This window comes from Rhizobium viscosum (genome assembly GCF_014873945.1).
Classification (GTDB): domain Bacteria; phylum Pseudomonadota; class Alphaproteobacteria; order Rhizobiales; family Rhizobiaceae; genus Rhizobium; species Rhizobium viscosum.
This window is the reverse complement of record NZ_JADBEC010000001.1, coordinates 2255051-2274722: the sequence shown is the minus strand read 5'-3', so window position 1 is coordinate 2274722 and position 19672 is coordinate 2255051. Positions and strand designations below refer to the sequence as shown.

Here is a 19672-nt window from a genome sequence, read left to right as displayed (position 1 = left end):
CGCCTGCGCCACAAGATGCTAAGCGACCAGAGCCCGCGCTACGGCCCTGCGAATGTCCGGCAAGGCGAACGGCTTCGGCACGACATCGATGATCTTTTCAGCGAGGTCGTCGGCCCGTTCGCGCTGTTCGGCATAGCCCGTCATCAGCAGGATTTTCAGCGCCGGAAAGGCGTCCTTCGCCTGATGCGCCAGTTCGATGCCGTCCATGACCGGCATACGGATATCGGAAAGCAGCAGGTCGTAGCTGCCGCCCTTCAGCTTTTCCAGCCCTTCCGCCCCGTCGGCGGCTTCATCGGTCTCATGACCGTCAAGGCGTAGTGCCCGGGCTACGAAAGTACGAAGGGAATCCTCGTCTTCCGTGATCAGAATTTTTGCCATCTGTGCATTGCTCCGTCGTCATGCCCCGCGACGGAGATCGCATGCGGTTCCCTAGCGATCGGTAAACGCGCAAAGCCGATCGACGGAATGGTTAACAAGCCGTCTTGAAGCAGAACGCCTTACGCATCGCCGGTAACCACGCCGACGAAGGGCAGCTCGCGGAAAGCATAGGCGACATCCATGCCGTAGCCGACCACGAAATAGTCGGGGCATTCGAAGCCGACATAGTCCGCTTCCAGCTCTTCCTTGCGCTTCACGCGCTTGTCGAGCAGTACGGCGATCGTCACGTTGCGTGCGCCGCGCTCATAGAGCAATTCCTTGGCAAACCGCAGCGTACGGCCGGATTCGAGAATGTCGTCGATCAGCAGGACATCACGGTCCTTCACGTCGCTATCGATATCCTTGACGATGCGCACACCCTGCGAAACCGTGCCGGCGCCATAGCTCGAGAGCGTGATGAACTCTACCTCGGGAGCAAGGCCGGTATCATGCAGAGCGCGCAGCAGATCGGCCGCAAAAATGAAGGAGCCCTTCAAAACAGCGATGACCAGCAGGTCCTTCGTCGGGCCGGCGGCGATATCCCGCGCCATGGAGTGATTGCGCTCGGCGATCTGCTCGGCAGTGAAGAGCGGCTCGATGTTTTTTCCGCGCACGACAGGCATAAAGGCTTGCTCCGTAAAATGAAGGGTAAGCCGTTAGCACATTAATTCCGGCGAAACACCCCGGAGCGACAGGTTTTTCCCCTCGAACAATCCAAAAACGCGCCTCTGCGCTCAAGGCATGAACGAAAGCCGGACCTCCGGCACCTTGCCGCCGGCATGCTGCACGCGGGCTGAAAAGCCGCGACTCTGGCCGGCATAAATGGCATCCGTCGGCGGCGCGATGACGATGCTGGCGGTCAATCGCTCGTCGGCGACGAGATCGGCGCGGATCGGCTGGACCTGTTGTGTCACGCCGCTTTCATTCTCGATGATGCCGTTGATCAGCAGGATGCGCATGCCATTGGCGTCGCGCGGGGTAATCGTCACATGCGAGAAGTGGAGCGTGGTAGCCGGCGACGCTCCGCTCTTCGAAAGACCGGAAAATCCGCCGGCAAGCCCGAAGACCAGCACGAAAAGCGAGATTACAAGTGCCGCAAAGCCCCGCAGCGACGCTTGTTGCAGCCAGACCTCCATGCCCCGCACGACCGCGGCAGCGGTTGCAAGCAAGACTGGAGGCTGGGTCTTGAGCGGAACGCTACGACGGCGATTGTCGTTGCGGGTCGTATCGCGGGCACTGGCAGACGCACCTTGCGGTCGCACTTTGCCGACGACGACGAATTCGGCATCGGCAACGTCATCCCTGCGCGGCATGCGGCGGGGTTGGCGGATAACCGGCTCTGGCGGCAGAAAATCATAGGCCCGACCGGCGGCCTGTCGTCTGAAGGAGGATGCTTCCATGATGGCGACCTCTCGGATGTCCACATGGTTTCGCTGCCCAAGACAATCTTGGCATTGAAACGAATCCAGCCCAGTCGTAAATTTCAATGGTTAATGCTTCGCAAAGATCGCCATCAAACGGGCGTCTTTCCGGCAAAATTTACCTGCTGTTAACGGTGTTGGTTAACAAGTCATGCGGTGAAACCACGAAAGACTGAGCTACCCCGTTGATCCACTTCGAGAATGTCGGTTTGCGATATGGTATGGGCCCGGAAATCCTCCGGGACCTGACTTTCGATATCCCGAAAAAGTCCTTCCAGTTTCTGACCGGCCCGTCCGGCGCCGGCAAGACCACGCTGCTGCGCCTGCTCTTCATGTCGCTGCAGCCGACCCGCGGCCTGATCCGCATGTTTGGGCGCGACATATCCGAGATCCCGCGGCCCGAACTGCCGCTGCTGCGCCGCCGCGTCGGCATCGTCTTTCAGGATTTTCGTCTCCTCGACCATCTGACGACCTACGAGAATGTGGCTCTGCCGCTTCGCGTGCGCGGCAAGGATGAAAGTACTTACAAGACCGACGTGCTGGAACTTTTGAAATGGGTCGGCCTCGGCGAACGTATCAACGTGCTGCCGCCGGTGCTCTCAGGCGGTGAAAAACAGCGTGCCGCAATTGCCCGCGCTCTGATGGACCGGCCGGAAGTGCTGCTTGCCGACGAGCCGACCGGCAATGTGGATCCGCCGATGGCCAAGCGCCTTCTGAACCTCTTCATGGAACTCAACCGTCTAGGCACCGCAGTGGTGATCGCCACCCACGATCTCTCGCTGATGGACCAGGTGGAAGCCCGCCGCATGATCCTCTCGGAAGGGCATCTCGATATTTATGACTAAAACGCCCACCAGGACCCGCGCAAAGGCGCCCGCCGCTGCCCCTGCCCAGCAGCCCAAGCGGCCGGAGATGCGCGTGCGCCCCACGGCACCGATCCTGCCGCCATCAAACATTCAGGGCAATGCGCTGATGGTTGTCATTGCCATCATGGCCTTCCTCGCCTGCCTGACGCTCGGCGGCGTCAGCATGGTTCGCTCGACGGCAGCGAGCTGGGAAAGCCAGATCTCCCGCGAAGTCACCATTCAGATCAAGCCGGACGACAATCTGGATATGGAAAAGGCCCTCGTCCAGGCCCGCGATATCGCGCTGACCTTCGTCGGCACGAAGAGTGGTCAGATCGTCGATGAAGCCGCCACCGCACGTCTTCTGGAGCCATGGCTCGGCAGCGGCCTGGACATCAAGGAACTCCCGGTGCCGCGCCTCGTGATCATCACCATTGACGAGAGCCATCCACCCGACTTTGCGGCGATGCGGGACCTTCTGAAGGAAAGCATTCCGCAGGCCTTCCTTGATGACCACCGCACCTGGGTGGACCGGCTGGTCGCAATGGCCCGCACGACGGTCATGATCGGCACCGGCATCCTGCTGCTCGTTTTCACTGCCATGGTGCTGACAGTGGTCTTTGCCACGCGCGGCGTGCTCTCCGGCAATCGCCACATCGTCGAGGTCCTGCATTTCGTCGGCGCCGAGAGCTCGTTCGTCGCCACGGAATTCCAGAAGCACTTTCTGAAAATCAGCCTGAAGGGTTCGGCAATCGGCAGCGCGCTGGCCGCCCTCTTTTTCGCCGGCGCAGGCTTCTTGCAGAGCAAAACAATCGCCACGCCGGAGACCGATCAGGCAACGGCCCTCTTCGGCACTTTTTCGGTCGGCGCCCTCGGCTATCTCGGCATCTTCGCGACGATGATCGTGATTGCGTTGCTGACGACGTTGACGGCGCGGCTCACCGTCATGCGCACGATCTATGAAATCGATACATTGCGTTCAGATCCGACGCGCGCGGACGGTATCGTGAATTAGTCGCAGCATGCCGATTTGCCATGAAAGCGTCTGTTCCGCGCCGCAATCAGCGTATAATCACGATTCATGACGATGGGCCATACGACACGCAATCCGATTCGCCCGGACCCGGAGCTTGAACGCCCCGAGAGCGTCTCGCCGCGGCGTGGCCCGATCCGTCGCGTCCTGCGCTGGATGGGTTTTTCCTGCGTGTTGATCGCTGCGCTGATCTTCGGCGGCTTTTTACGCTTTGCAGATTCGGTGACGACCCTGAAGCCTCCGGCCGAGCCGCGGGCCGATGCAATCATCGTGCTGACTGGTGGCTACCAGCGTATCGATCAGGCCGTCGAACTCTTGCAGAAAGGCGCCGGCAAGCGGCTGCTGATCTCGGGGGCACATCCCTCCACTACGCCAGCGCAGATCCGTAGGATGACACAAGGGCCTGCTGATCTTTTCTCCTGCTGTGTCGACATCGGCTACGACGCACTCGATACGATCGGCAACGCGGAGGAGGCGTCGAACTGGATTCATGCCAAGGGCTATAAGAGCATCCTCGTCGTCACCAACAACTATCATATGCCACGCAGCCTGGCTGAACTCGCCTACGTGGACCCCGACATCGAGTTCATCCCCTATCCTGTCGTCAACTCCGATCTGAAGACACGCGACTGGTTCACCGACCCGAACGCCTTGCGCGTCATGCTGGCCGAATATGCCAAGGTGCTGCTGGCAGGGGCGCGAAACATTCTCGGCCTGCGCCATACCGGCCTGCGCTCCGCCAGCCTGGCCAGCCAGAGCTAAGGCTTTTATGCGCTACAGCATCGGCCTGAAAATCGAAATCGATTTTCAGAAAGCCTGATGCGTAGATTCAAAGAGTTAGAGCATCCTTTGTGCGTCCGAATGGACGCACGGAGCTCTAGCGGCAATCAGACGCTTTTTCTGACGAGCAATATCGTGTAGGCCGGTCCGCGTGACCGTGCCTCGGGAAAGTTTCATGATCGCCCTGCGTTCCGTTCTGTTCAACACAATCTTCTATGCCAACCTCATCATCAGGATGATCGTGCTCTCTCCCATCTACTTCATCATCCCGCGCAAACTTGCCTACAGCGTTCCAAAGAACTGGGCGCGCTCGAACCACTGGCTGATGCGGGTGATCGTGGGAACGACTTTCGAGATCGAGGGCATCGAGAACCTGCCTCACGGCAGCTACATCATTTCGCCGAAGCATCAGTCCTTCTGGGATACTTATGCGCTGCTGCCCAACCTCGACGATCCCGTCTACATTCTCAAGCGAGAGCTGATGTGGATCCCGCTCTTCGGCTGGTACGCCAAGAAGCAGCGCATGATTCCGGTCGATCGCGGCGCTCGCGGTAAGGTGATGGTCGAAGTGCTGAAGCGCACCAAGGAAGAACTCGCCACCGGCCGCCAGCTCATTATCTATCCCGAGGGCACGCGGCGCCCACCAGGTGCCGAGCCACAATACAAATACGGCATTGCCCGCATGTATCGCGACCTGCAGCTCCCGGTCGTACCCATCGTCATGCATCCCGGCCTGTTCTGGCCGCGCCGCAGCGTTATGCGCTATCCCGGTCATTTCAAGGTACAGATCCTGCCGCCCATCATGCCCGGCATGGATCCCGACGCCTTCTTCGCCCATCTGATCGACGTGACGGAAAGCGCCAGCGATCAGCTTCTGATTGACACGGTCGAACGCAACCCGCATGTGCCGCTGCCGCCGTCGGCAGTAGAACGGCTGGCCGAGTTGCGCAAGGCAAAGGCCGCGACGGCTTGAAGCAATTCCAGCAAAAGCGTGCTGCATGAAAACAAAGAAATAGATCCTTCCTGAGAAAGGATCTAAGCCGCAGCGCGCAGCCGCGTGACCTCCTCGACCACCTGTTCCAGCCACTGATCGCGAATGCCCATCTCCTTCAGATGGGAAAGCGTATTGAAGACATAGGCATCGTTCGGCCCCGACTGGCCGACCGAAACGTTGACGACCCGCGCAGCCGCAAGCGCATCCAGCGCACCGGCATATTGCTCGTGGGCACGGTCGACCACATAGGCGACGGCCCGGGCGCTGCGTCCATCAGAAAGCTGCAGCGGCAAGTGCCGTTCCAGATAGACATTGGTAACGAGTTCGCGGGCGCGCAGATAGTCGATCACCTCGTCCCATTTCTCTGGTGCTACGCGAAAAGCCATGCCGCGGCAGGCGCCGCCCCTGTCGAGACCGAGAACAAGGCCGGGATTTTCGCGACTGCCGCGATGCACGAAAGAACGGACGCAGAGCGAGCGCCGGTAGCCATAAACCAAGGCTTGCGATCGCTCGACGAATTCGAAGCCCGGATTCCACATCAACGAGCCGTAGCCAAATACCCAAAATTCGTCCATATCGCACGCCAGATCAAATCAGATTTCGCTCTCACCATTGGAGAACATCATGGCAGCGTCAAGCCAATCCGGCAGCGGCCAATACAGCAGCGGCAGGAAATTCTGGTTGCTGGGCGGCGCCATCCTTCTGGTGATCGCTCTTTATACGGGCGGCTGGTTCTATGCGGCGTCTGCGCTGAAACAGACCGTGCTGACCGCAATCGCTCCCCGTGCCGATGTGGGCGTGAGCGGCGAGTGCTCCGATATCGAATTCCGCGGCTTTCCTTTCCGCATCGGGCTCTTCTGCTCCAAGGTAGACGTGGATGACAATGTGAACGGCATCTCCGCCACTTTCGGCGCGCTCCGTTCCGCCGCCCAGGTCTATGCCCCCGGCCACATCGTCTGGGAACTCGACTCGCCCGCCGAAATCCGTACCGCGCAGGGCCTGACCGTCAATGCCCAATGGGACAATCTGCAATCGAGCCTCGTCACCAAGGCGCCGGGCATCGCCCGTACCTCCACCGTCATCGACGGACTGAAGGCCGTGGCCATCTCCTCCTTCACCGGGCAGACCGTCAATTTCGATGCCGCCCGCACCGAAGTCCACCTGCGACAGAACGGAGCGGATCTTGACGGCGCAATCTCGGTCGAAAACGCCAATGCGATCGTCAAGGACTGGCCGCAGGTCTTCCCGAAATTCTCCGCCAGCGCCGACCTGACATTGATTGGCAAGGCCGGAATGATCGATGGTACCGACGAACAAGGCATCCACGGCTCTCAGGGCGAGCTGCGCCGCATCGTCGCCGATATCGGCGATGGCAAGGTGATGACCGTCTCCGGTCCCTTCGCCTTCGATGAACAGGGCTTCCTGTCCGGCAAGTTCAAACTCGAGATCGAGCAACTTGGTCCCTGGGGCAAAAGCATCAAAGAGGCCTTCCCCGATATCGCCTCGACAGTCGATACCGCAACCAAGCTGTTGAAGGCACTTGCCGGCGGCGGCGACAAGGTTTCGGTCGATCTGGTCGTCGATCACGGCAATGCAACGGTGAGCGGCTTCATCCCGCTCGGCAAGATTCCGCCTGTTTAATCGAGTTTCTTAAGGAAGAAGACTTCCGGCACCGTCTGGATGCCGGGCAGTTCGATCGACCCGGTTTCAGAAAAGCCGTTGCGGCGATGCCAATCCTGCGGACGACTTTCATCGCACTCGCTCGACGTCATCAAAAGACGCGCGCCGCTCTCGCGCATCTCGGTTTCCCAGGCGAGAAACAGCGCCGTGCCGACGCCGGACCGGCGATGGCCATCCAAAACGCGAATCATCTCCATATAGGGGATCCTGCCCCAGAAGCGGGAGAAGCGCAGGAAGCCGAGGATCTCGCCCTCTTCGCGAGCGATCAGATATTCGTCGAGATCGATGCAGCGGGAAACCCAGGCTTCGCCAACATGATGATCCTCGCGAAGTAGCCATTCCTTATCCCCCTGGCCGGGCTTCGCGATCTCCACCATGAGATTATTTCTTTTCCAGCGGATGCGGGCGGCCGAAGTCCGGCGCATCGACATCCTGGCCTGCCTGGACAATCGAGCGGCGGATGGCACGCGTGCGGGTAAAGAGTTCGAAAATCTTGTCGCCCTCGCCCCAGCGGATGGCACGCTGCAGATAGGCGAGGTCCTCTGAGAATCGCGCCAGCATTTCGAGGATCGCATCGCGATTATGAAGGCAGACGTCGCGCCACATTGTCGGGTCGGATGCGGCAAGACGGGTGAAATCGCGGAAACCGGAAGCGGAATATTTGATCACTTCCGATTCCGTCACGGTCTCCAGATCGTCGGCCGTGCCGACAATATTGTAGGCTATGAGATGCGGCAGATGCGAGACGATGGCGAGCACCTTGTCGTGATGCTGGGCGTCCATCTCGTCGACCCGGGAGCCGAGCGCTTCCCAGAAGCTGCGCAGCGTCTTCAGCGCCACTGGGTCAGTCCCTTCGAGCGGAGTCAGGATGCACCACCGCCCCTGGAACAGGCCGGGAAAGCCTGCATCCGGGCCGGACTTTTCCGTACCCGCGATCGGATGGCCGGCTATGAAATGCACATGGCTGGGCATATGCGGCTGCATCTGCGCGATCACGGACGCTTTGGTGGAGCCGACGTCGGTAACGATCGTACCGGGCTTCAGGGTACCAGCGATCTCTTTCGCCACGCTTTCGGAGGCGCCGACCGGCACCGACACGATAACGAGATCGGCATCCTTTACCGCCTCTGCCGACGAGGTCGTATAGCGATCGCCGAGCTTCAGCTCTTCGGCACGCTTCAGCGTCTCGGCACTGCGCGTGGCGACGACGATTTCATTGGCAAGGCCCAGACGCTTGATGTCATGGGCAAGCGAAGAGCCGATCAGCCCGATGCCGATCAGGGTGATGCGATTGAACTGCGCTGTCATGCCTTGCGTCCCATGAATTCGCTGAGCGCCTCGATGACGCCGCGATTGGCTTCTTCCGGACCGACGCTCATACGCAGCGAGTTGGGAAAGCCGTAGCCGCGCACCGCGCGCAGGATATAGCCGCGACTCGTCAGGAACTCATCAGCATCCGCCGCCCGCCTGCCGTCGACATCGGGGAAGTGGATGAGAACGAAGTTGGTGACCGATGGTGTAACGTTCAGGCCGAGGGCTTCGAACGCGCTCGTCAGTTTCTCTATCCAAATCTGGTTGAAGGAAACGGCGTCCTGAACGAAGGATTGGTCGCGGATCGCCGCGGCACCAGCCGCGATTGCCGGCGCGTTCATGTTGAAAGGCCCGCGCACGCGGTTCAGCGCATCGATGATCTCGGCCGGCGCATATATCCAGCCGACACGCAGTGCCGCAAGGCCATAGATCTTCGAGAAGGTGCGGGTCATGACGACATTGGCGTTGGACGAGACGACCTCGATGCCGGCTTCGTAGTCGTTGCGGCGAACATATTCCGCATAGGCAGCATCGAGCACGAGAACGACGTGCTTGGGCAGGCCGGCCTGCAGGCGGCGGATCTCGCTGACGGGAACATAAGTGCCGGTCGGATTGCCGGGATTGGCGATGAAGACGATCTTCGTCTTGTCGGTCACCGCAGCAAGGATCGCATCGACATCGACCGTATGGTTCTTTTCCTTGACCACGACAGGCGTCGCACCCGCGCCCATGATCTGGATCTTGTAGACGAGGAAGCCGTGCTCGGTAATGATGCCTTCATCGCCAACGCCGAGATAGACGTGGCAGAGCAGACCTAGCAGTTCGTCGGAGCCGTTGCCGCATAGGATGTTTGCCGGGTTGAGGCCGTGCACTGAAGCGATCGCCTCGCGCAGCTCGTGCGCCTGTCCGTCGGGATAACGCTCGAGATTGCCTGCGGCCGCCTTGAATGCTTCGATCGCCTTGGGGCTCGCGCCAAGCGGCGTCTCGTTGGAGGAGAGCTTGTAGACGCGGGCCACGCCCGGCGCATGCTCCTTGCCCGGCACATAGGCAGCGATGTCCAGAATACCGGGACGCGGAACGGGCTTGCTCATCTCAACACTCATGGATCGACCTTGGAAATTGCCGAAAAGCCGGCGAAAGACTTGAGTGCCAATTAAAGCGGAATGGCGATTTTGTCGAGTGCTGCGACGCCTAGCGGCTGCGCGTGGTCGGCACGCCATGCGGCGCAAGCACGGGCACGAAAACGCGCCGCGAGGCGCGCGCGGCAACCGGCAGACCTTGATAGAGCCGCTTCTGCGCTTCCACGATGATGACGCCGGAAAAAGCCGGCCAGAGCGTGCGGCCGACCCGCTCGAAGCCGCGGCGCAGGCGCAGCACGGCGCGCAGTTTCGACGGCGGGAAGAACAGCGCTTCGGCCGTCGCGCCCGGCGTGAAATTGGTCTCGCGCAGCAGATGGGTCAACTGGCCGCGCGAATAGGGCCGGCCGGAGCCGAAAGGCGTATGCTCCATGCGCGCCCAGACACCACGGCGGTTCGGCACGACGATAACGAGGCGCCCGCCCGGCGCCAGCACCCGCCAGAGCTCCTTCAGCGTCTCGCGCGGGCTTTCGGCAAATTCCAGCGAATGCACCATCAGCACTCGGTCGATGGAGGAATCCGGCAGCGGCAGTTCCTCGTCGAAGATCAATGCGGTGGAAGAAAGCGAACCGACAGGCCAGTTCACAGCCCCTTGTCCCGCGGGCATGAAAGCGAAGGTGCGTTCCGTATCGGCCTGGAACCGGTCGAGGAAGGGCACGGAATAACCAATACCCACAAGCCGCTCCTGCGGCAGGCGCACCCAGAGCGACGACAGCGCCATGGCAATCGACTGCTCGGCCATGTGTCCAAGCTCGGAATGATAGAATTGGCGAAGGTCGACGATATCGGCGTGCATTAAGACAAATGTTATCAGTGACCGGTTGGACTTCAAGGCCGGAACCTCTACATTCCCGGTCAGTACGAGGGATAAGGGACTATTTGAGCAATGAAACCTTTGGAATTAGAAGTTTTTCTCTGCCGCAGCGACAATTTCGGCGTTCTCGTCCATGACCCGGAAACCGGGCAGACGGCCTCGATCGACGCGCCCGATGCGGCAGCCGTCGAAGCCGCTGCTGTCCGCCGTGGCTGGAGTATCACCCATGTCTTCACGACCCATCACCATATAGACCACGTCGAAGGCAATCTCGCCCTGAAGGAACAATACGGCCTTGAGATCATTGGCCCGGTCAACGAAGCGGTAGCGATTCCCGGCCTCGACAAGACGGTGGGCGACGGCGACAGCTTCCACTTCGGCGACCATACGGTCAACGTCATCGAAACGCCCGGCCATACTGCCGGCCACATCTGCTATCATTTTGCCGACGACAAGCTGCTCTTTGCGGCCGATACGCTGTTTGCGCTCGGTTGCGGCCGCCTATTCGAACGGCCCGCCGCCGACATGTGGCATTCGCTGCAGAAGCTTGCCGTTCTTCCGGATGAGACCGCCGTCTATTTCGGCCACGAATATACGCTTTCCAACGCCCGTTTTGCGGTCACCATCGACCCGGACAACGAACGCCTGAAGAGCCGCGCGGCGGAAATCGAAGCGTTGCGGGCTGAAGGCAAGTTCACCATTCCGACGACACTGGCGCTCGAAAAGGAAACCAACCCCTTCCTGCGTGCCGCCGATCCCGCAATCCGCCGCAATCTGCTGATGGAAGGCAAGACCAATGAAGAGGTCTTCGCCGAAATCCGCAAGCGCAAGGACAATTTCTAGGGCATGGCCGGCAAGACCCTGTCACCCGAGGACATTATCCGCGAACTCGGTATGCAGCCGCATCCCGAGGGTGGCTGGTATGTGCAGACCTTCCGCGATAGGAATGGCGGCGAACGCGGCCATTCGACGGCGATCTATTATCTGCTCGCCAAGGGCCAGCGCTCACACTGGCACCGTGTCCACGACGCGGCGGAGGTCTGGCACTATTACGCCGGCGCCCCGCTCGCACTGCACCGCTCCGAAGACGGTAGCCACAGCGAAACGTTAAAGCTCGGCACGGATATGGCCGGCGGCGAACGACCGCAGGCAATCATTCCTGCCAACTGGTGGCAATCGGCCGAAACACTGGGCGACTATACGCTGGTCGGCTGCACTGTGGCGCCCGGTTTCGAATTCTCCAAATTCGAAATGGCGCCGCCGGGCTGGAAACCGGGCTCTTAAATTTGCTCCGCCGCCGGCTGCATCTGTGGCTTGCGGCGGAACATCTCTTGCGCCGCAAGCACTGCACCGCCTGTGATCAGCAGGCAGGCGAGCGCAATACGCCAGCTCGGTTCAGCTATTCCGAAGACAGTCAGTATCAGCGTTGAAAGCAGCGGCGCGGCATAGCTGGCAGCGCCGAGAATCTGAATGTCGCCGTTCTTGACTCCGTGATCCCAGGCATAGAAGGCCGCACCGACGGGGAAGAGACCGAGACCGACCACCGCAATCCATTCGAAGCCCGTTTCCGGCCAAACAGTTGTCTCCAGCCCCAGATGGCAGAGCAGCGAAAGGACCGAGGTCGCAAGGCAGAAGCCGGTGACGACATCGGTGGAGACGGCATCAAAACGCCGCGTCAGCAGCGAATAGCCCGACCATGTGAAGGCACAAAGGAAGGCCGCCCCATACCCTACGGCATAGGCACCGTCGAAATCGACGCCGTTGCGCCCGACGATCATGAAAGTGCCGCTGAGACCGGCCAGAGCGCCGACGATGTGGTACCAGCGCAGCCTCTCGCCTGGCAGCAGTGCCGAACCGACGACGATCAGCAGCGGCCAGAGATAGGCAATCAATCCTGCTTCCACGGCCGGCGCATTTCTGAGCGCCGTGAAATAGAGGAAATGATAGCCGAACAGACCGGCAATACCCGTGATCCAGACCTTTGCCGGCTGCTTCAGGAGGGCGATCCGCGACGGGTTGAGGGTGAGCACGAGAATGCCGGGGATGCTGCCGATGGCAAAGCAGATGGCAGAGAGCTGGAACGGCGGCATCTTGCCGGAGGCAGCCGTAAAGAGCGCCAGAAACGACCACATCAGAATGGCCGTAAAACCGATCAACGTTGCCCGAAGCTTCACCCGTCCCCCTCGCGGAGACTTACCAAAGCTCCGTCAACTGTTCACGCGGCCGTACTTCACAGCCCTGATCGTCACCGTCCCGTATTCCGTGGGAATGCGGACGTAGACCGGAGCATATACATTTGCCGCCTCCGCCTTGGCAAACCAGATTTCCATCCGGTTGCTCTTGCTGAGGTAGACGAGATCCTTGCGGCCCTTTTTGTAGCCGGAGCGCGGAATGAAGCGCACACCGCAGACGGTCGCCTTGCCCTTGAAGCCATCCGTCGAGAAATCCTCGTCGCCTTTCGGTGAAAGCACCAGGTCCATGCGCGTCTCGCCGTCGAAGATCGGCAGCTTCTGCGAGCAGACATCGGTATCGCCGGTGAAAATGAGCCCCGAAATCGGGTCAAGCACGGAGCGCATATCGCCCTGTGTTACCGGAATCCATTCCTTCGGCCGGCGCGGCTCCGGTGTCGTGGTGGCCGAAACGATATTGCCGTCGCGGTAGCTGACCTCATAGGTGCGAACCTTTTTGCCCGTCTTGTAATAGAGGACATATTTTGCCGCCTGCAGCCGATCGTTGCGTACCACCCCGGTAACGCTGGTCTTTGCCAGGATATCGGTCACGAGATCGGCAAGCCCGGCCGATTTGATGTCACCGTCGATTTTGTAGCTGTGATCGTCTTCGATCTTGGTGAGAAAGGCAGCCCGCGCGATCGTCAGGCCGGCAAGGGCTACCCTGTACTCCGTGCGGTGCTGTACTTCGCTCGCACCGGCCGGCAGGGCCAGAAGCGCAGCAAATGCCGAAACTAAAATCCGTCTGCCCAGATGAGCCATGGTGAGAGCCTTGTCTTGCCGGGCCGCTTGCGCCCTTGCACTGCGGTCTATACTCCTGCCGCATTGCGAAGAAAACAGCAGCTTTTTGACAGAATTGCGGGAAAGGCCAAGGTTTGGCTTGACGCGCGCGACCGGTCTGACTATAGAACCGCAACTTTCCAATCATGGCCTGATGGATTGCGCAGCCGGTTGTTACCGGATTGTCATTCAATGGCCCGAGAAAAACAAGAATAGGTGTTCCATGTCCCGCATGTGCGAATTGACCGGCAAGGCAGTCCTGACTGGTAACAATGTCAGCCATGCCAACAACAAGACCAAGCGCCGGTTCCTCCCGAACCTGTGCCAGGTTACGCTGATCTCCGACGCGCTCGGCCAGCGTTACCGTCTTCGCGTTTCGGCTGCTGCTCTTCGTTCCGTCGAGCATCGTGGCGGCCTCGATGCCTTCCTGCTGAAGGCAAATGAAGGCGAACTTTCGATGCGCGCCCGTCTGCTGCGTCGTCAGATCGTCAAGAAGACGGCTGAAGCTGCTGCTGCTTAAGCTTCAGCCCACGTTCTTCTAAAGCTTTGAAAGGCTTGCACGGATAATACCGGACAAGCCTTTTGCTTTGCTAGGCTGGCCCTGGTTCCAGCCTGAAATTTTTACTCGAACTGGTGGCATCACCCAGGATAAAAAAATGCTGACGACCCGCTATACCCTTATCTATGTCGCCCTGATGACGTTTGTCGTCGTCGCCTCCAACTTCCTCGTCCAGTTTCCGCTGAACGCGACGGTTGCCGGCATCAATCTCGCCGACATTCTCACCTGGGGCGCCTTCTCCTATCCGATCGCCTTCCTGATTACCGATCTGACGAACCGCCAGTTCGGCCCGCAGGCTGCGCGGAAGGTGGTTTTCGCTGGCTTTGTCGTCGGCGTCGCCCTTTCCTTCTTCACCTCCGTCCCGCGTATCGCGATTGCCTCCGGCTCAGCCTATCTCGCCGGCCAACTTCTCGATATCGCCGTCTTCAACCGCCTGCGCCGTCAGGCCTGGTGGCGCGCGCCGATCTTCGGCTCGCTGATCGGTTCGGCGTTGGATACGGTGATGTTCTTCTCGCTGTCTTTTGCCGCCTTCTTCGTCCTCCTCGGCCCGAACGAACCCTTCGCGTTAGAAAACGCGCCGATCTTCGGCGTTCTCTCGACGGAAGCTCCGCGCTGGATCTCCTGGGCACTCGGCGATTTCGCGGTAAAGATGCTTGTCGGCCTGGTTATGCTGCTGCCTTATGGCGCACTCATGAACGTGCTGCGCCCGATGCAATCCGCTGCGGCCCGGTAAATACCGTCCCCCAGTCCACCCTCGGATCGGAATCTTCGCATTCCCCACCTTGCTCCTCGCTTTGGACGGAGATCATTTCTGGTCGAGCGACCCAGGAAAACGCTCAGATCATGAATGCTGGACGGGCTGGCTGCAGATTGCTGCAGCCAGCCCGCACCAACCAATGGCAACGCCACCGCAGATCTCACGACGACTGAGGGCGCCCTGCAATAACCGCCGGGTGACTCAGCACCTCCGCAACGAGTTCGTCGACAGGCCGTGATGAATCAAGCCGCAGGATTGGCTTCGTCAGCGTCTTCAGCCACTCCTCATGCCCAACGAGACTTCGGCGTTCCGGTCCCGCCGTATCGTAGCTCTCTGCCCATTCCATGAATTCGCGGCTTTTCACCGCCATATCACCACCAGGCCTGATCCTCTCGCCGTAGTGCGCCTCCTCGCGCTTGCGAATGCGCTCCATACGCGCGATGGGATCGATCCTCAGAAAGACCACCAGATCGTAAAGCGGCTCGAATTCTGCGCCCCATTTCATCGCCGAGCCGGAAAGCACCCAGCCGGCATGGGGCAACGCTTCCCGCCTGAGCATCGCGATACGCGCCCCAACCTCGCGCTGCGTCGTGAAGGGCGGATCGGTCGGCATCCAGAAGAAATGATCGGTATCGAGATGACGGATGCCGAGCAACTCGGCCAGCGCCAGGCCAAGCGTCGTCGTGCCGGAGCCCGACGCTCCCGTGATATGGATGTGCATGATACGCTCTCAAAGGCTGGTGTCGAAAGGGATGGTCCGCATAGCGCAGAGTTATGACAGCCGTTCGACGGCCGCTCAATCGATGAGCCGGAATTCCAGCAACAGGTTGCGCTGCAGGATGGAGTGATTGTCATCGGACACCAGGATGACATGCGTCGTGCCATCGGCGGCCTGGAAGGCATCGAGCCCTTCCATATTATCGATATTGTAATTGAAGTTGCCCTCGACGAGCAATTCGCCGTTCACGATGGCGCCGGGCTTGATGTCTGCTCCCTTGATGCGGCGAATGCGCATGCCGATACCTTCGGCCATGTTGAAGCGCCGTTCCAGCAGCAGCAGGTCGCCACCCGGCAGGAAGGCACCGTCAGTCACATCGAAGCTGCCATCCTTCTCGACTGTGAACTGGCCCTTCAGCGGCCCGTCCAGAATAGCCGCAAGCCGATTGCCGTCCTCGTCGAGGCTACGCTCTGCTACGATTACAGGCGCCCCTTTCAGCGGGCCTGAGGCAGGCGCCACGACAACGGTTTCAATTCCACGGTTTGACCGCATCTCGTCACGTGGAATGAGGAGCCCGACCGTCGACAAGGATCGCGAGTCGAGAAAACCTGGATCCGGATAGACGTCGACGCGATGATACTGTTCGAAGGACACAAGAACCCTGTCGCCATCCAGCGCAAGGCCTTCGGCATCCATATGTCCCTTACCCTCATAGGTCCGGCCAACCCGATCCCGCATCGAGGTAATTTCGACACCGGAAAGCCCAGACAGCCTGCCCTCGGCATCGCGCTCGATGCTGCCCGTCAGCCAGTGTCCGGTATCGAGAACGCCGACGAAACTCCTGCCGTCAGGGCGCATACGGATGGAGGAAAGCGAGCCGAAGAGCGAATTGCTCGATACCATCTCCAGCCCACCGATAAACTCCAGCGGGCCGAAACGGGTTTCGCTACGACCGATATGGAAATCCGAAATCTTGCGGCTGATGATCTTCGCAGGCTCGCCCGCATGAGCGCTTGAGAACCCTGTCGCAAGGCCGAGGGCGACAAGGGCCGCGCGAGACAGGTTTTCAAACGCCATGCGGATATTTCCCCGGGACAGTATCAGCCAGCGCGGCGCAGACGGCCACCGCGCGGCTGCGCGGCATGATCCTCGAACAATTCGGCAAGCTGCTCGGTCATGGCGCCTGCAAGCTCGTCGGCATCGACAATTGTCACGGCGCGGCGATAGTAACGCGTCACGTCATGGCCGATGCCGATTGCCAGAAGCTCGACCGGAGAACGCGTCTCGATCTGCTCGATCACGGCGCGCAGATGCCGCTCCAGATAATTGCCCGGATTGACCGATAGCGTGGAATCATCGACCGGCGCACCATCCGAAATCATCATCAGAATGCGGCGCTGTTCGCGCCGGGCCAGCAGGCGATTATGCGCCCAGATCAGCGCCTCGCCATCGATGTTTTCCTTGAGCAGGCCTTCGCGCATCATCAGGCCGAGATTGGTGCGCGCGCGCCGCCACGGGGCATCGGCAGACTTGTAGACGATATGGCGCAGGTCGTTGAGACGGCCGGGCGTCTGCGGCTTGCCATTCGCAAGCCAGCTCTCGCGTGCCTGACCGCCCTTCCAGGCCTTCGTCGTAAAGCCGAGGATCTCGACCTTGACGCCGCAGCGCTCGAGCGTGCGCGCCAGGATATCGGCGCAGGTGGCCGCAACCGTGATCGGCCGGCCGCGCATGGAGCCGGAATTGTCGATCAGCAATGTCACGACCGTATCGCGGAACTGCGTGTCGCGCTCCATCTTGAAGGAGAGCGGCTGTGTCGGATCGATGATGATACGCTGCAGGCGCGCCGTATCGAGATAGCCTTCCTCGAGATCGAAATCCCAGGAACGGTTCTGCTGCGCCATCAGCTTGCGCTGCAGGCGGTTGGCAAGACGGCCGACAGCACCCTGAAGATGTGCAAGCTGCTTGTCGAGGAAAGCGCGCAGGCGCTCCAGTTCGGCGGCATCACATAGCTCCTCGGCCGTGATGATCTCGTCGAACTCTTCCGTATAGACGTGGTAGTCGACCTTCTCGTTGAAATCGGCGAATGGCGTATTCGGACGGCGGGTTTCGCCCGGAGTCTCGGAATCGTCCTCACCTTCTTCCATCATGTCGTCGTCGGAGATTTCGGCGCCTTCGGTTTCGCCGTCCTCCATCTGCTCATCGGAGACTTCGCTGTCCTCGACGGGTGCGGCATCGCTGCCGGCATCCTCGTCGACCTCATCCTCGTTCTGCTCGTCACCGGTCGGCTGATCATCATCGCTGGACTGATCGTCGGCGTCAGGATCACTGTCGTCATCGCCATATTCCTCAGCCATCTCCATGGCCGAGAGCATGTTGCGAATAACCTTCGAGAAGGCCTGCTGGTCGTTGATGACACCGGAGAGGTTGTCGAGCTCGCTGCCGGCCTTGTCCTCGATGAAGGAACGCCACAGGTCGAGAACTTTTCCGGCCGAAGCCGGCGGCCTCTGGCCGGTGAGCTTTTCGCGCACCATCATCGCAACGGCTTCGCCAATCGGCGCATCTTCCTGCCGTTCGATGCCGGTGAAATTCGCCTTGGCGTACTTCTCCTCGGTCATGGAACGCAGATTGGCAGCCATGCCTTCCATCCGCAGGGAACCGATCGATTCCACGCGCGCCTGCTCGACAGCGTCGAAGATCGCCCGGGCATCCGAGCCCTGCGGCGCCATGCTGGAATGGACCTTCTCGTCGTGGCAGGCGATACGCAGTGCCATGGAATCACCAAGGCCGCGCGTCACTGCCAGCTCATGCGCCGTCGGACGCTTGGAAAGCTCCGGCAGACGAATGCGCTCGCCCGTCATGCCGGGACGCTCATTGGCGAAGGCTACCTCGACCTGGTCATCGCCTGCGATTGCGCGCACGCAGCCCGTTATCGCCCGCCGCAGCGGCTCGACATCGACGGGCGCACCAGGCTTTGCTTTCGAATTGTCACCACGAGATGCCATGATCGACTGGCCCTTAAGCCCCCAGCACGATGTTGGCAGCGCTTTCCTTCAGTTCCACGCCGAAGGCGCGCTGATAATGCTCGGCCACCAGAGGACGCTCCAGCTCGTCGCACTTGTTGAGGAAGGTGACGCGGAAGGCGAAGGCGATATCACCGAAGATCTCGGCATTCTCGGCCCAGGTGATGACAGTACGCGGGCTCATGACCGTGGAGAGATCACCGTTCATGAACGAAGCGCGTGTGAGATCCGCAACGCGGACCATCTTGGAAACGGTATCGCGGCCTTCCTTGTCCTTGCCGAAGCTCTTCACCTTGGCGGCGACGATATTCACTTCGTGGTCGTGCGGCAGATAGTTCAGCGTCGAGACGATCGACCAGCGGTCCATCTGCGCCTGGTTGATCTGCTGCGTGCCGTGATAGAGGCCAGTCGTGTCGCCAAGACCGATGGTGTTGGCGGTCGCAAACAGGCGGAAGGCCGGGTGAGGACGGATGACGCGGCTCTGGTCGAGCAGGGTCAGGCGGCCGGAGGATTCCAGCACACGCTGGATGACGAACATCACGTCGGGGCGGCCGGCATCATATTCGTCGAAGACGAGCGCGACATTGTGCTGGTAGGCCCAGGGCAGGATGCCGTCCTTGAATTCGGTGACCTGCAGCCCGTCCTTGACGACGATCGCGTCCTTGCCGACGAGATCGATACGGCTGACATGGCTGTCGAGGTTGATACGCACGCAAGGCCAGTTGAGGCGCGCGGCAACCTGCTCGATATGCGAAGACTTACCCGTACCGTGGTACCCGGAGATCATCACGCGTCGGTTATGGGCGAAGCCCGCGAGGATCGCGAGCGTCGTCTCGCGGTCGAAGAGATAGTCGGAGTCGAGATCCGGAACATAGGCGTCGCCCTTGCTGTAGGCGGGCACACGAATGTCGGAATCGATGCCGAAGACCTCCCGGACCGAAACGGTGGTATCGGGCAGTTCGGAAATATCAAGGTCAATCTTGCTCATCATGTCTCCAAGGCGGGTGACGGCCACCCGACCACACTATCTCAGCCATTGCGCAGCCATGCGCCGCAGTATCTGTTTCGCGTTCTCCAAGGGTCGGAACGTCGGCGATACTTCTCCGGGACTGAAACGAAACCTCGGCGGGATAATGACCGCTGGCGGGCATTCTTGAAAGAGTCCCGGACAAGAAACGC

23 protein-coding genes are annotated in these 19672 nt (G+C 60.4%); 9 read left to right on the top strand and 14 right to left on the bottom strand.

Annotation, left to right across the window (positions count from 1 at the left end; all coding sequences use genetic code 11):
* Window positions 1-18 precede the first annotated feature (18 nt).
* The 3 genes from H4W29_RS11275 to H4W29_RS11265 form a co-directional block, all read right to left on the bottom strand.
* Window positions 19-378 carry a response regulator gene (locus tag H4W29_RS11275; protein ID WP_192728986.1) on the bottom strand — a complete coding sequence of 120 codons (360 nt, stop codon included), beginning with the start codon at window positions 376-378 and terminating at the stop codon, window positions 19-21.
* A gap of 119 nt (window positions 379-497) precedes the next feature.
* Complete coding sequence (hpt, locus tag H4W29_RS11270; RefSeq protein WP_192728985.1) at window positions 498-1040, bottom strand: hypoxanthine phosphoribosyltransferase; 543 nt, start codon at window positions 1038-1040, stop codon at window positions 498-500.
* A gap of 111 nt (window positions 1041-1151) precedes the next feature.
* Window positions 1152-1817 carry a hypothetical protein gene (locus H4W29_RS11265; protein ID WP_192728984.1) on the bottom strand — a complete coding sequence of 222 codons (666 nt, stop codon included), beginning with the start codon at window positions 1815-1817 and terminating at the stop codon, window positions 1152-1154.
* A gap of 206 nt (window positions 1818-2023) precedes the next feature.
* On the opposite strand from H4W29_RS11265, the gene ftsE reads away from it, so the two are divergent.
* From ftsE to H4W29_RS11245, 4 genes are all read left to right on the top strand, one after another.
* Window positions 2024-2683, top strand: coding sequence for a cell division ATP-binding protein FtsE (ftsE, locus tag H4W29_RS11260; RefSeq protein ID WP_007825071.1), 660 nt, complete (start codon window positions 2024-2026; stop codon window positions 2681-2683).
* A gap of 67 nt (window positions 2684-2750) precedes the next feature.
* Window positions 2751-3698, top strand: a complete 948-nt coding sequence (locus H4W29_RS11255) for a cell division protein FtsX (RefSeq protein ID WP_376776581.1) — start codon at window positions 2751-2753, stop codon at window positions 3696-3698.
* Window positions 3699-3764: 66 nt separating this feature from the next.
* The gene (locus H4W29_RS11250) at window positions 3765-4478 is read left to right on the top strand and encodes a YdcF family protein (protein WP_192728982.1); all 714 of its coding nucleotides are present in this window, start codon (window positions 3765-3767) and stop codon (window positions 4476-4478) included.
* A 193-nt stretch (window positions 4479-4671) separates the two neighbouring features.
* Complete coding sequence (locus tag H4W29_RS11245; protein WP_192728981.1) at window positions 4672-5469, top strand: lysophospholipid acyltransferase family protein; 798 nt, start codon at window positions 4672-4674, stop codon at window positions 5467-5469.
* Between the two features lie 62 nt (window positions 5470-5531).
* Here H4W29_RS11245 and H4W29_RS11240 read toward each other — a convergent pair whose 3' ends face one another.
* The gene (locus H4W29_RS11240) at window positions 5532-6065 is read right to left on the bottom strand and encodes a gamma-glutamylcyclotransferase (protein ID WP_192728980.1); all 534 of its coding nucleotides are present in this window, start codon (window positions 6063-6065) and stop codon (window positions 5532-5534) included.
* A gap of 49 nt (window positions 6066-6114) precedes the next feature.
* Between H4W29_RS11240 and H4W29_RS11235 the strand changes: the two genes are divergently transcribed.
* Window positions 6115-7131, top strand: coding sequence for a DUF2125 domain-containing protein (locus H4W29_RS11235; RefSeq protein WP_192728979.1), 1017 nt, complete (start codon window positions 6115-6117; stop codon window positions 7129-7131).
* Here the strand turns inward: H4W29_RS11235 and H4W29_RS11230 are convergent.
* The 4 genes from H4W29_RS11230 to H4W29_RS11215 all read right to left on the bottom strand — a co-directional run bounded on the left by H4W29_RS11230 (window position 7128) and on the right by H4W29_RS11215 (window position 10449).
* The gene (locus H4W29_RS11230) at window positions 7128-7547 is read right to left on the bottom strand and encodes a GNAT family N-acetyltransferase (protein ID WP_192728978.1); all 420 of its coding nucleotides are present in this window, start codon (window positions 7545-7547) and stop codon (window positions 7128-7130) included. The genes H4W29_RS11235 and H4W29_RS11230 overlap by 4 nt on opposite strands.
* Before the next feature lie 4 nt (window positions 7548-7551).
* Entirely contained in the window at window positions 7552-8478 is a 927-nt protein-coding gene (locus H4W29_RS11225) for a prephenate/arogenate dehydrogenase family protein (protein ID WP_192728977.1), read from the bottom strand.
* Window positions 8475-9572 (bottom strand): histidinol-phosphate transaminase, encoded by a 1098-nt coding sequence (gene hisC, locus H4W29_RS11220; RefSeq protein ID WP_192728976.1) that lies wholly within the window; start codon window positions 9570-9572, stop codon window positions 8475-8477. Before hisC ends, H4W29_RS11225 begins: the two co-directional genes overlap by 4 nt.
* Before the next feature lie 100 nt (window positions 9573-9672).
* Window positions 9673-10449 carry a class I SAM-dependent methyltransferase gene (locus H4W29_RS11215; RefSeq protein WP_192728975.1) on the bottom strand — a complete coding sequence of 259 codons (777 nt, stop codon included), beginning with the start codon at window positions 10447-10449 and terminating at the stop codon, window positions 9673-9675.
* Window positions 10450-10503: 54 nt separating this feature from the next.
* Here H4W29_RS11215 and gloB point away from each other — a divergent pair, with 54 nt between their 5' ends.
* Together gloB and H4W29_RS11205 are read left to right on the top strand one after the other, a co-directional pair.
* Window positions 10504-11274: a hydroxyacylglutathione hydrolase gene (gene gloB, locus H4W29_RS11210; RefSeq protein ID WP_192728974.1), complete on the top strand. Its 771-nt coding sequence runs from the start codon at window positions 10504-10506 to the stop codon at window positions 11272-11274.
* Window positions 11275-11292: 18 nt separating this feature from the next.
* Window positions 11293-11715: a cupin domain-containing protein gene (locus H4W29_RS11205; protein ID WP_192730717.1), complete on the top strand. Its 423-nt coding sequence runs from the start codon at window positions 11293-11295 to the stop codon at window positions 11713-11715.
* Here the strand turns inward: H4W29_RS11205 and yddG are convergent.
* Both yddG and H4W29_RS11195 read right to left on the bottom strand, forming a co-directional pair.
* Window positions 11712-12605, bottom strand: coding sequence for an aromatic amino acid exporter YddG (gene yddG / locus H4W29_RS11200; protein ID WP_192728973.1), 894 nt, complete (start codon window positions 12603-12605; stop codon window positions 11712-11714). The two genes, H4W29_RS11205 and yddG, sit on opposite strands and share 4 nt — an antisense overlap.
* Before the next feature lie 33 nt (window positions 12606-12638).
* Window positions 12639-13421 carry a DUF3108 domain-containing protein gene (locus H4W29_RS11195; protein WP_192728972.1) on the bottom strand — a complete coding sequence of 261 codons (783 nt, stop codon included), beginning with the start codon at window positions 13419-13421 and terminating at the stop codon, window positions 12639-12641.
* A 241-nt stretch (window positions 13422-13662) separates the two neighbouring features.
* Between H4W29_RS11195 and rpmB the strand changes: the two genes are divergently transcribed.
* A complete protein-coding gene (gene rpmB / locus H4W29_RS11190; protein WP_007822210.1) occupies window positions 13663-13959 on the top strand; it encodes a 50S ribosomal protein L28 in 297 nt (98 codons plus the stop codon).
* Between the two features lie 136 nt (window positions 13960-14095).
* Window positions 14096-14731, top strand: a complete 636-nt coding sequence (locus H4W29_RS11185; protein WP_192728971.1) for a VUT family protein — start codon at window positions 14096-14098, stop codon at window positions 14729-14731.
* A 184-nt stretch (window positions 14732-14915) separates the two neighbouring features.
* On the opposite strand, the gene H4W29_RS11180 is transcribed toward H4W29_RS11185, so the two are convergent.
* From H4W29_RS11180 to cobS, 4 genes are all read right to left on the bottom strand, one after another.
* Window positions 14916-15479, bottom strand: a complete 564-nt coding sequence (locus tag H4W29_RS11180) for an ATP-binding protein (RefSeq protein ID WP_192730716.1) — start codon at window positions 15477-15479, stop codon at window positions 14916-14918.
* A gap of 72 nt (window positions 15480-15551) precedes the next feature.
* Window positions 15552-16550, bottom strand: a complete 999-nt coding sequence (locus H4W29_RS11175) for an esterase-like activity of phytase family protein (RefSeq protein WP_192728970.1) — start codon at window positions 16548-16550, stop codon at window positions 15552-15554.
* 23 nt (window positions 16551-16573) lie between these two features.
* Window positions 16574-18475 carry a cobaltochelatase subunit CobT gene (gene cobT / locus H4W29_RS11170; protein WP_192728969.1) on the bottom strand — a complete coding sequence of 634 codons (1902 nt, stop codon included), beginning with the start codon at window positions 18473-18475 and terminating at the stop codon, window positions 16574-16576.
* Between the two features lie 13 nt (window positions 18476-18488).
* Window positions 18489-19481, bottom strand: a complete 993-nt coding sequence (cobS, locus tag H4W29_RS11165; RefSeq protein ID WP_007822226.1) for a cobaltochelatase subunit CobS — start codon at window positions 19479-19481, stop codon at window positions 18489-18491.
* Window positions 19482-19672: the final 191 nt, after the last annotated feature.

What these genes read in the sequence shown, in the direction of transcription:
- H4W29_RS11275 (WP_192728986.1), bottom strand. Translation starts at nt 378, where the DNA reads ATGGCAAAAATTCTGATCACGGAAGACGAGGATTCCCTTCGTACTTTC.
- hpt (WP_192728985.1), bottom strand. Translation starts at nt 1,040, where the DNA reads ATGCCTGTCGTGCGCGGAAAAAACATCGAGCCGCTCTTCACTGCCGAG.
- H4W29_RS11265 (WP_192728984.1), bottom strand. Translation starts at nt 1,817, where the DNA reads ATGGAAGCATCCTCCTTCAGACGACAGGCCGCCGGTCGGGCCTATGAT.
- H4W29_RS11255 (WP_376776581.1), top strand. Translation starts at nt 2,751, where the DNA reads ATGCGCGTGCGCCCCACGGCACCGATCCTGCCGCCATCAAACATTCAG.
- H4W29_RS11250 (WP_192728982.1), top strand. Translation starts at nt 3,765, where the DNA reads ATGACGATGGGCCATACGACACGCAATCCGATTCGCCCGGACCCGGAG.
- H4W29_RS11245 (WP_192728981.1), top strand. Translation starts at nt 4,672, where the DNA reads ATGATCGCCCTGCGTTCCGTTCTGTTCAACACAATCTTCTATGCCAAC.
- H4W29_RS11240 (WP_192728980.1), bottom strand. Translation starts at nt 6,065, where the DNA reads ATGGACGAATTTTGGGTATTTGGCTACGGCTCGTTGATGTGGAATCCG.
- H4W29_RS11235 (WP_192728979.1), top strand. Translation starts at nt 6,115, where the DNA reads ATGGCAGCGTCAAGCCAATCCGGCAGCGGCCAATACAGCAGCGGCAGG.
- H4W29_RS11230 (WP_192728978.1), bottom strand. Translation starts at nt 7,547, where the DNA reads ATGGTGGAGATCGCGAAGCCCGGCCAGGGGGATAAGGAATGGCTACTT.
- H4W29_RS11225 (WP_192728977.1), bottom strand. Translation starts at nt 8,478, where the DNA reads ATGACAGCGCAGTTCAATCGCATCACCCTGATCGGCATCGGGCTGATC.
- hisC (WP_192728976.1), bottom strand. Translation starts at nt 9,572, where the DNA reads ATGAGCAAGCCCGTTCCGCGTCCCGGTATTCTGGACATCGCTGCCTAT.
- gloB (WP_192728974.1), top strand. Translation starts at nt 10,504, where the DNA reads ATGAAACCTTTGGAATTAGAAGTTTTTCTCTGCCGCAGCGACAATTTC.
- H4W29_RS11195 (WP_192728972.1), bottom strand. Translation starts at nt 13,421, where the DNA reads ATGGCTCATCTGGGCAGACGGATTTTAGTTTCGGCATTTGCTGCGCTT.
- rpmB (WP_007822210.1), top strand. Translation starts at nt 13,663, where the DNA reads ATGTCCCGCATGTGCGAATTGACCGGCAAGGCAGTCCTGACTGGTAAC.
- H4W29_RS11185 (WP_192728971.1), top strand. Translation starts at nt 14,096, where the DNA reads ATGCTGACGACCCGCTATACCCTTATCTATGTCGCCCTGATGACGTTT.
- H4W29_RS11175 (WP_192728970.1), bottom strand. Translation starts at nt 16,550, where the DNA reads ATGGCGTTTGAAAACCTGTCTCGCGCGGCCCTTGTCGCCCTCGGCCTT.
- cobT (WP_192728969.1), bottom strand. Translation starts at nt 18,475, where the DNA reads ATGGCATCTCGTGGTGACAATTCGAAAGCAAAGCCTGGTGCGCCCGTC.
- cobS (WP_007822226.1), bottom strand. Translation starts at nt 19,481, where the DNA reads ATGAGCAAGATTGACCTTGATATTTCCGAACTGCCCGATACCACCGTT.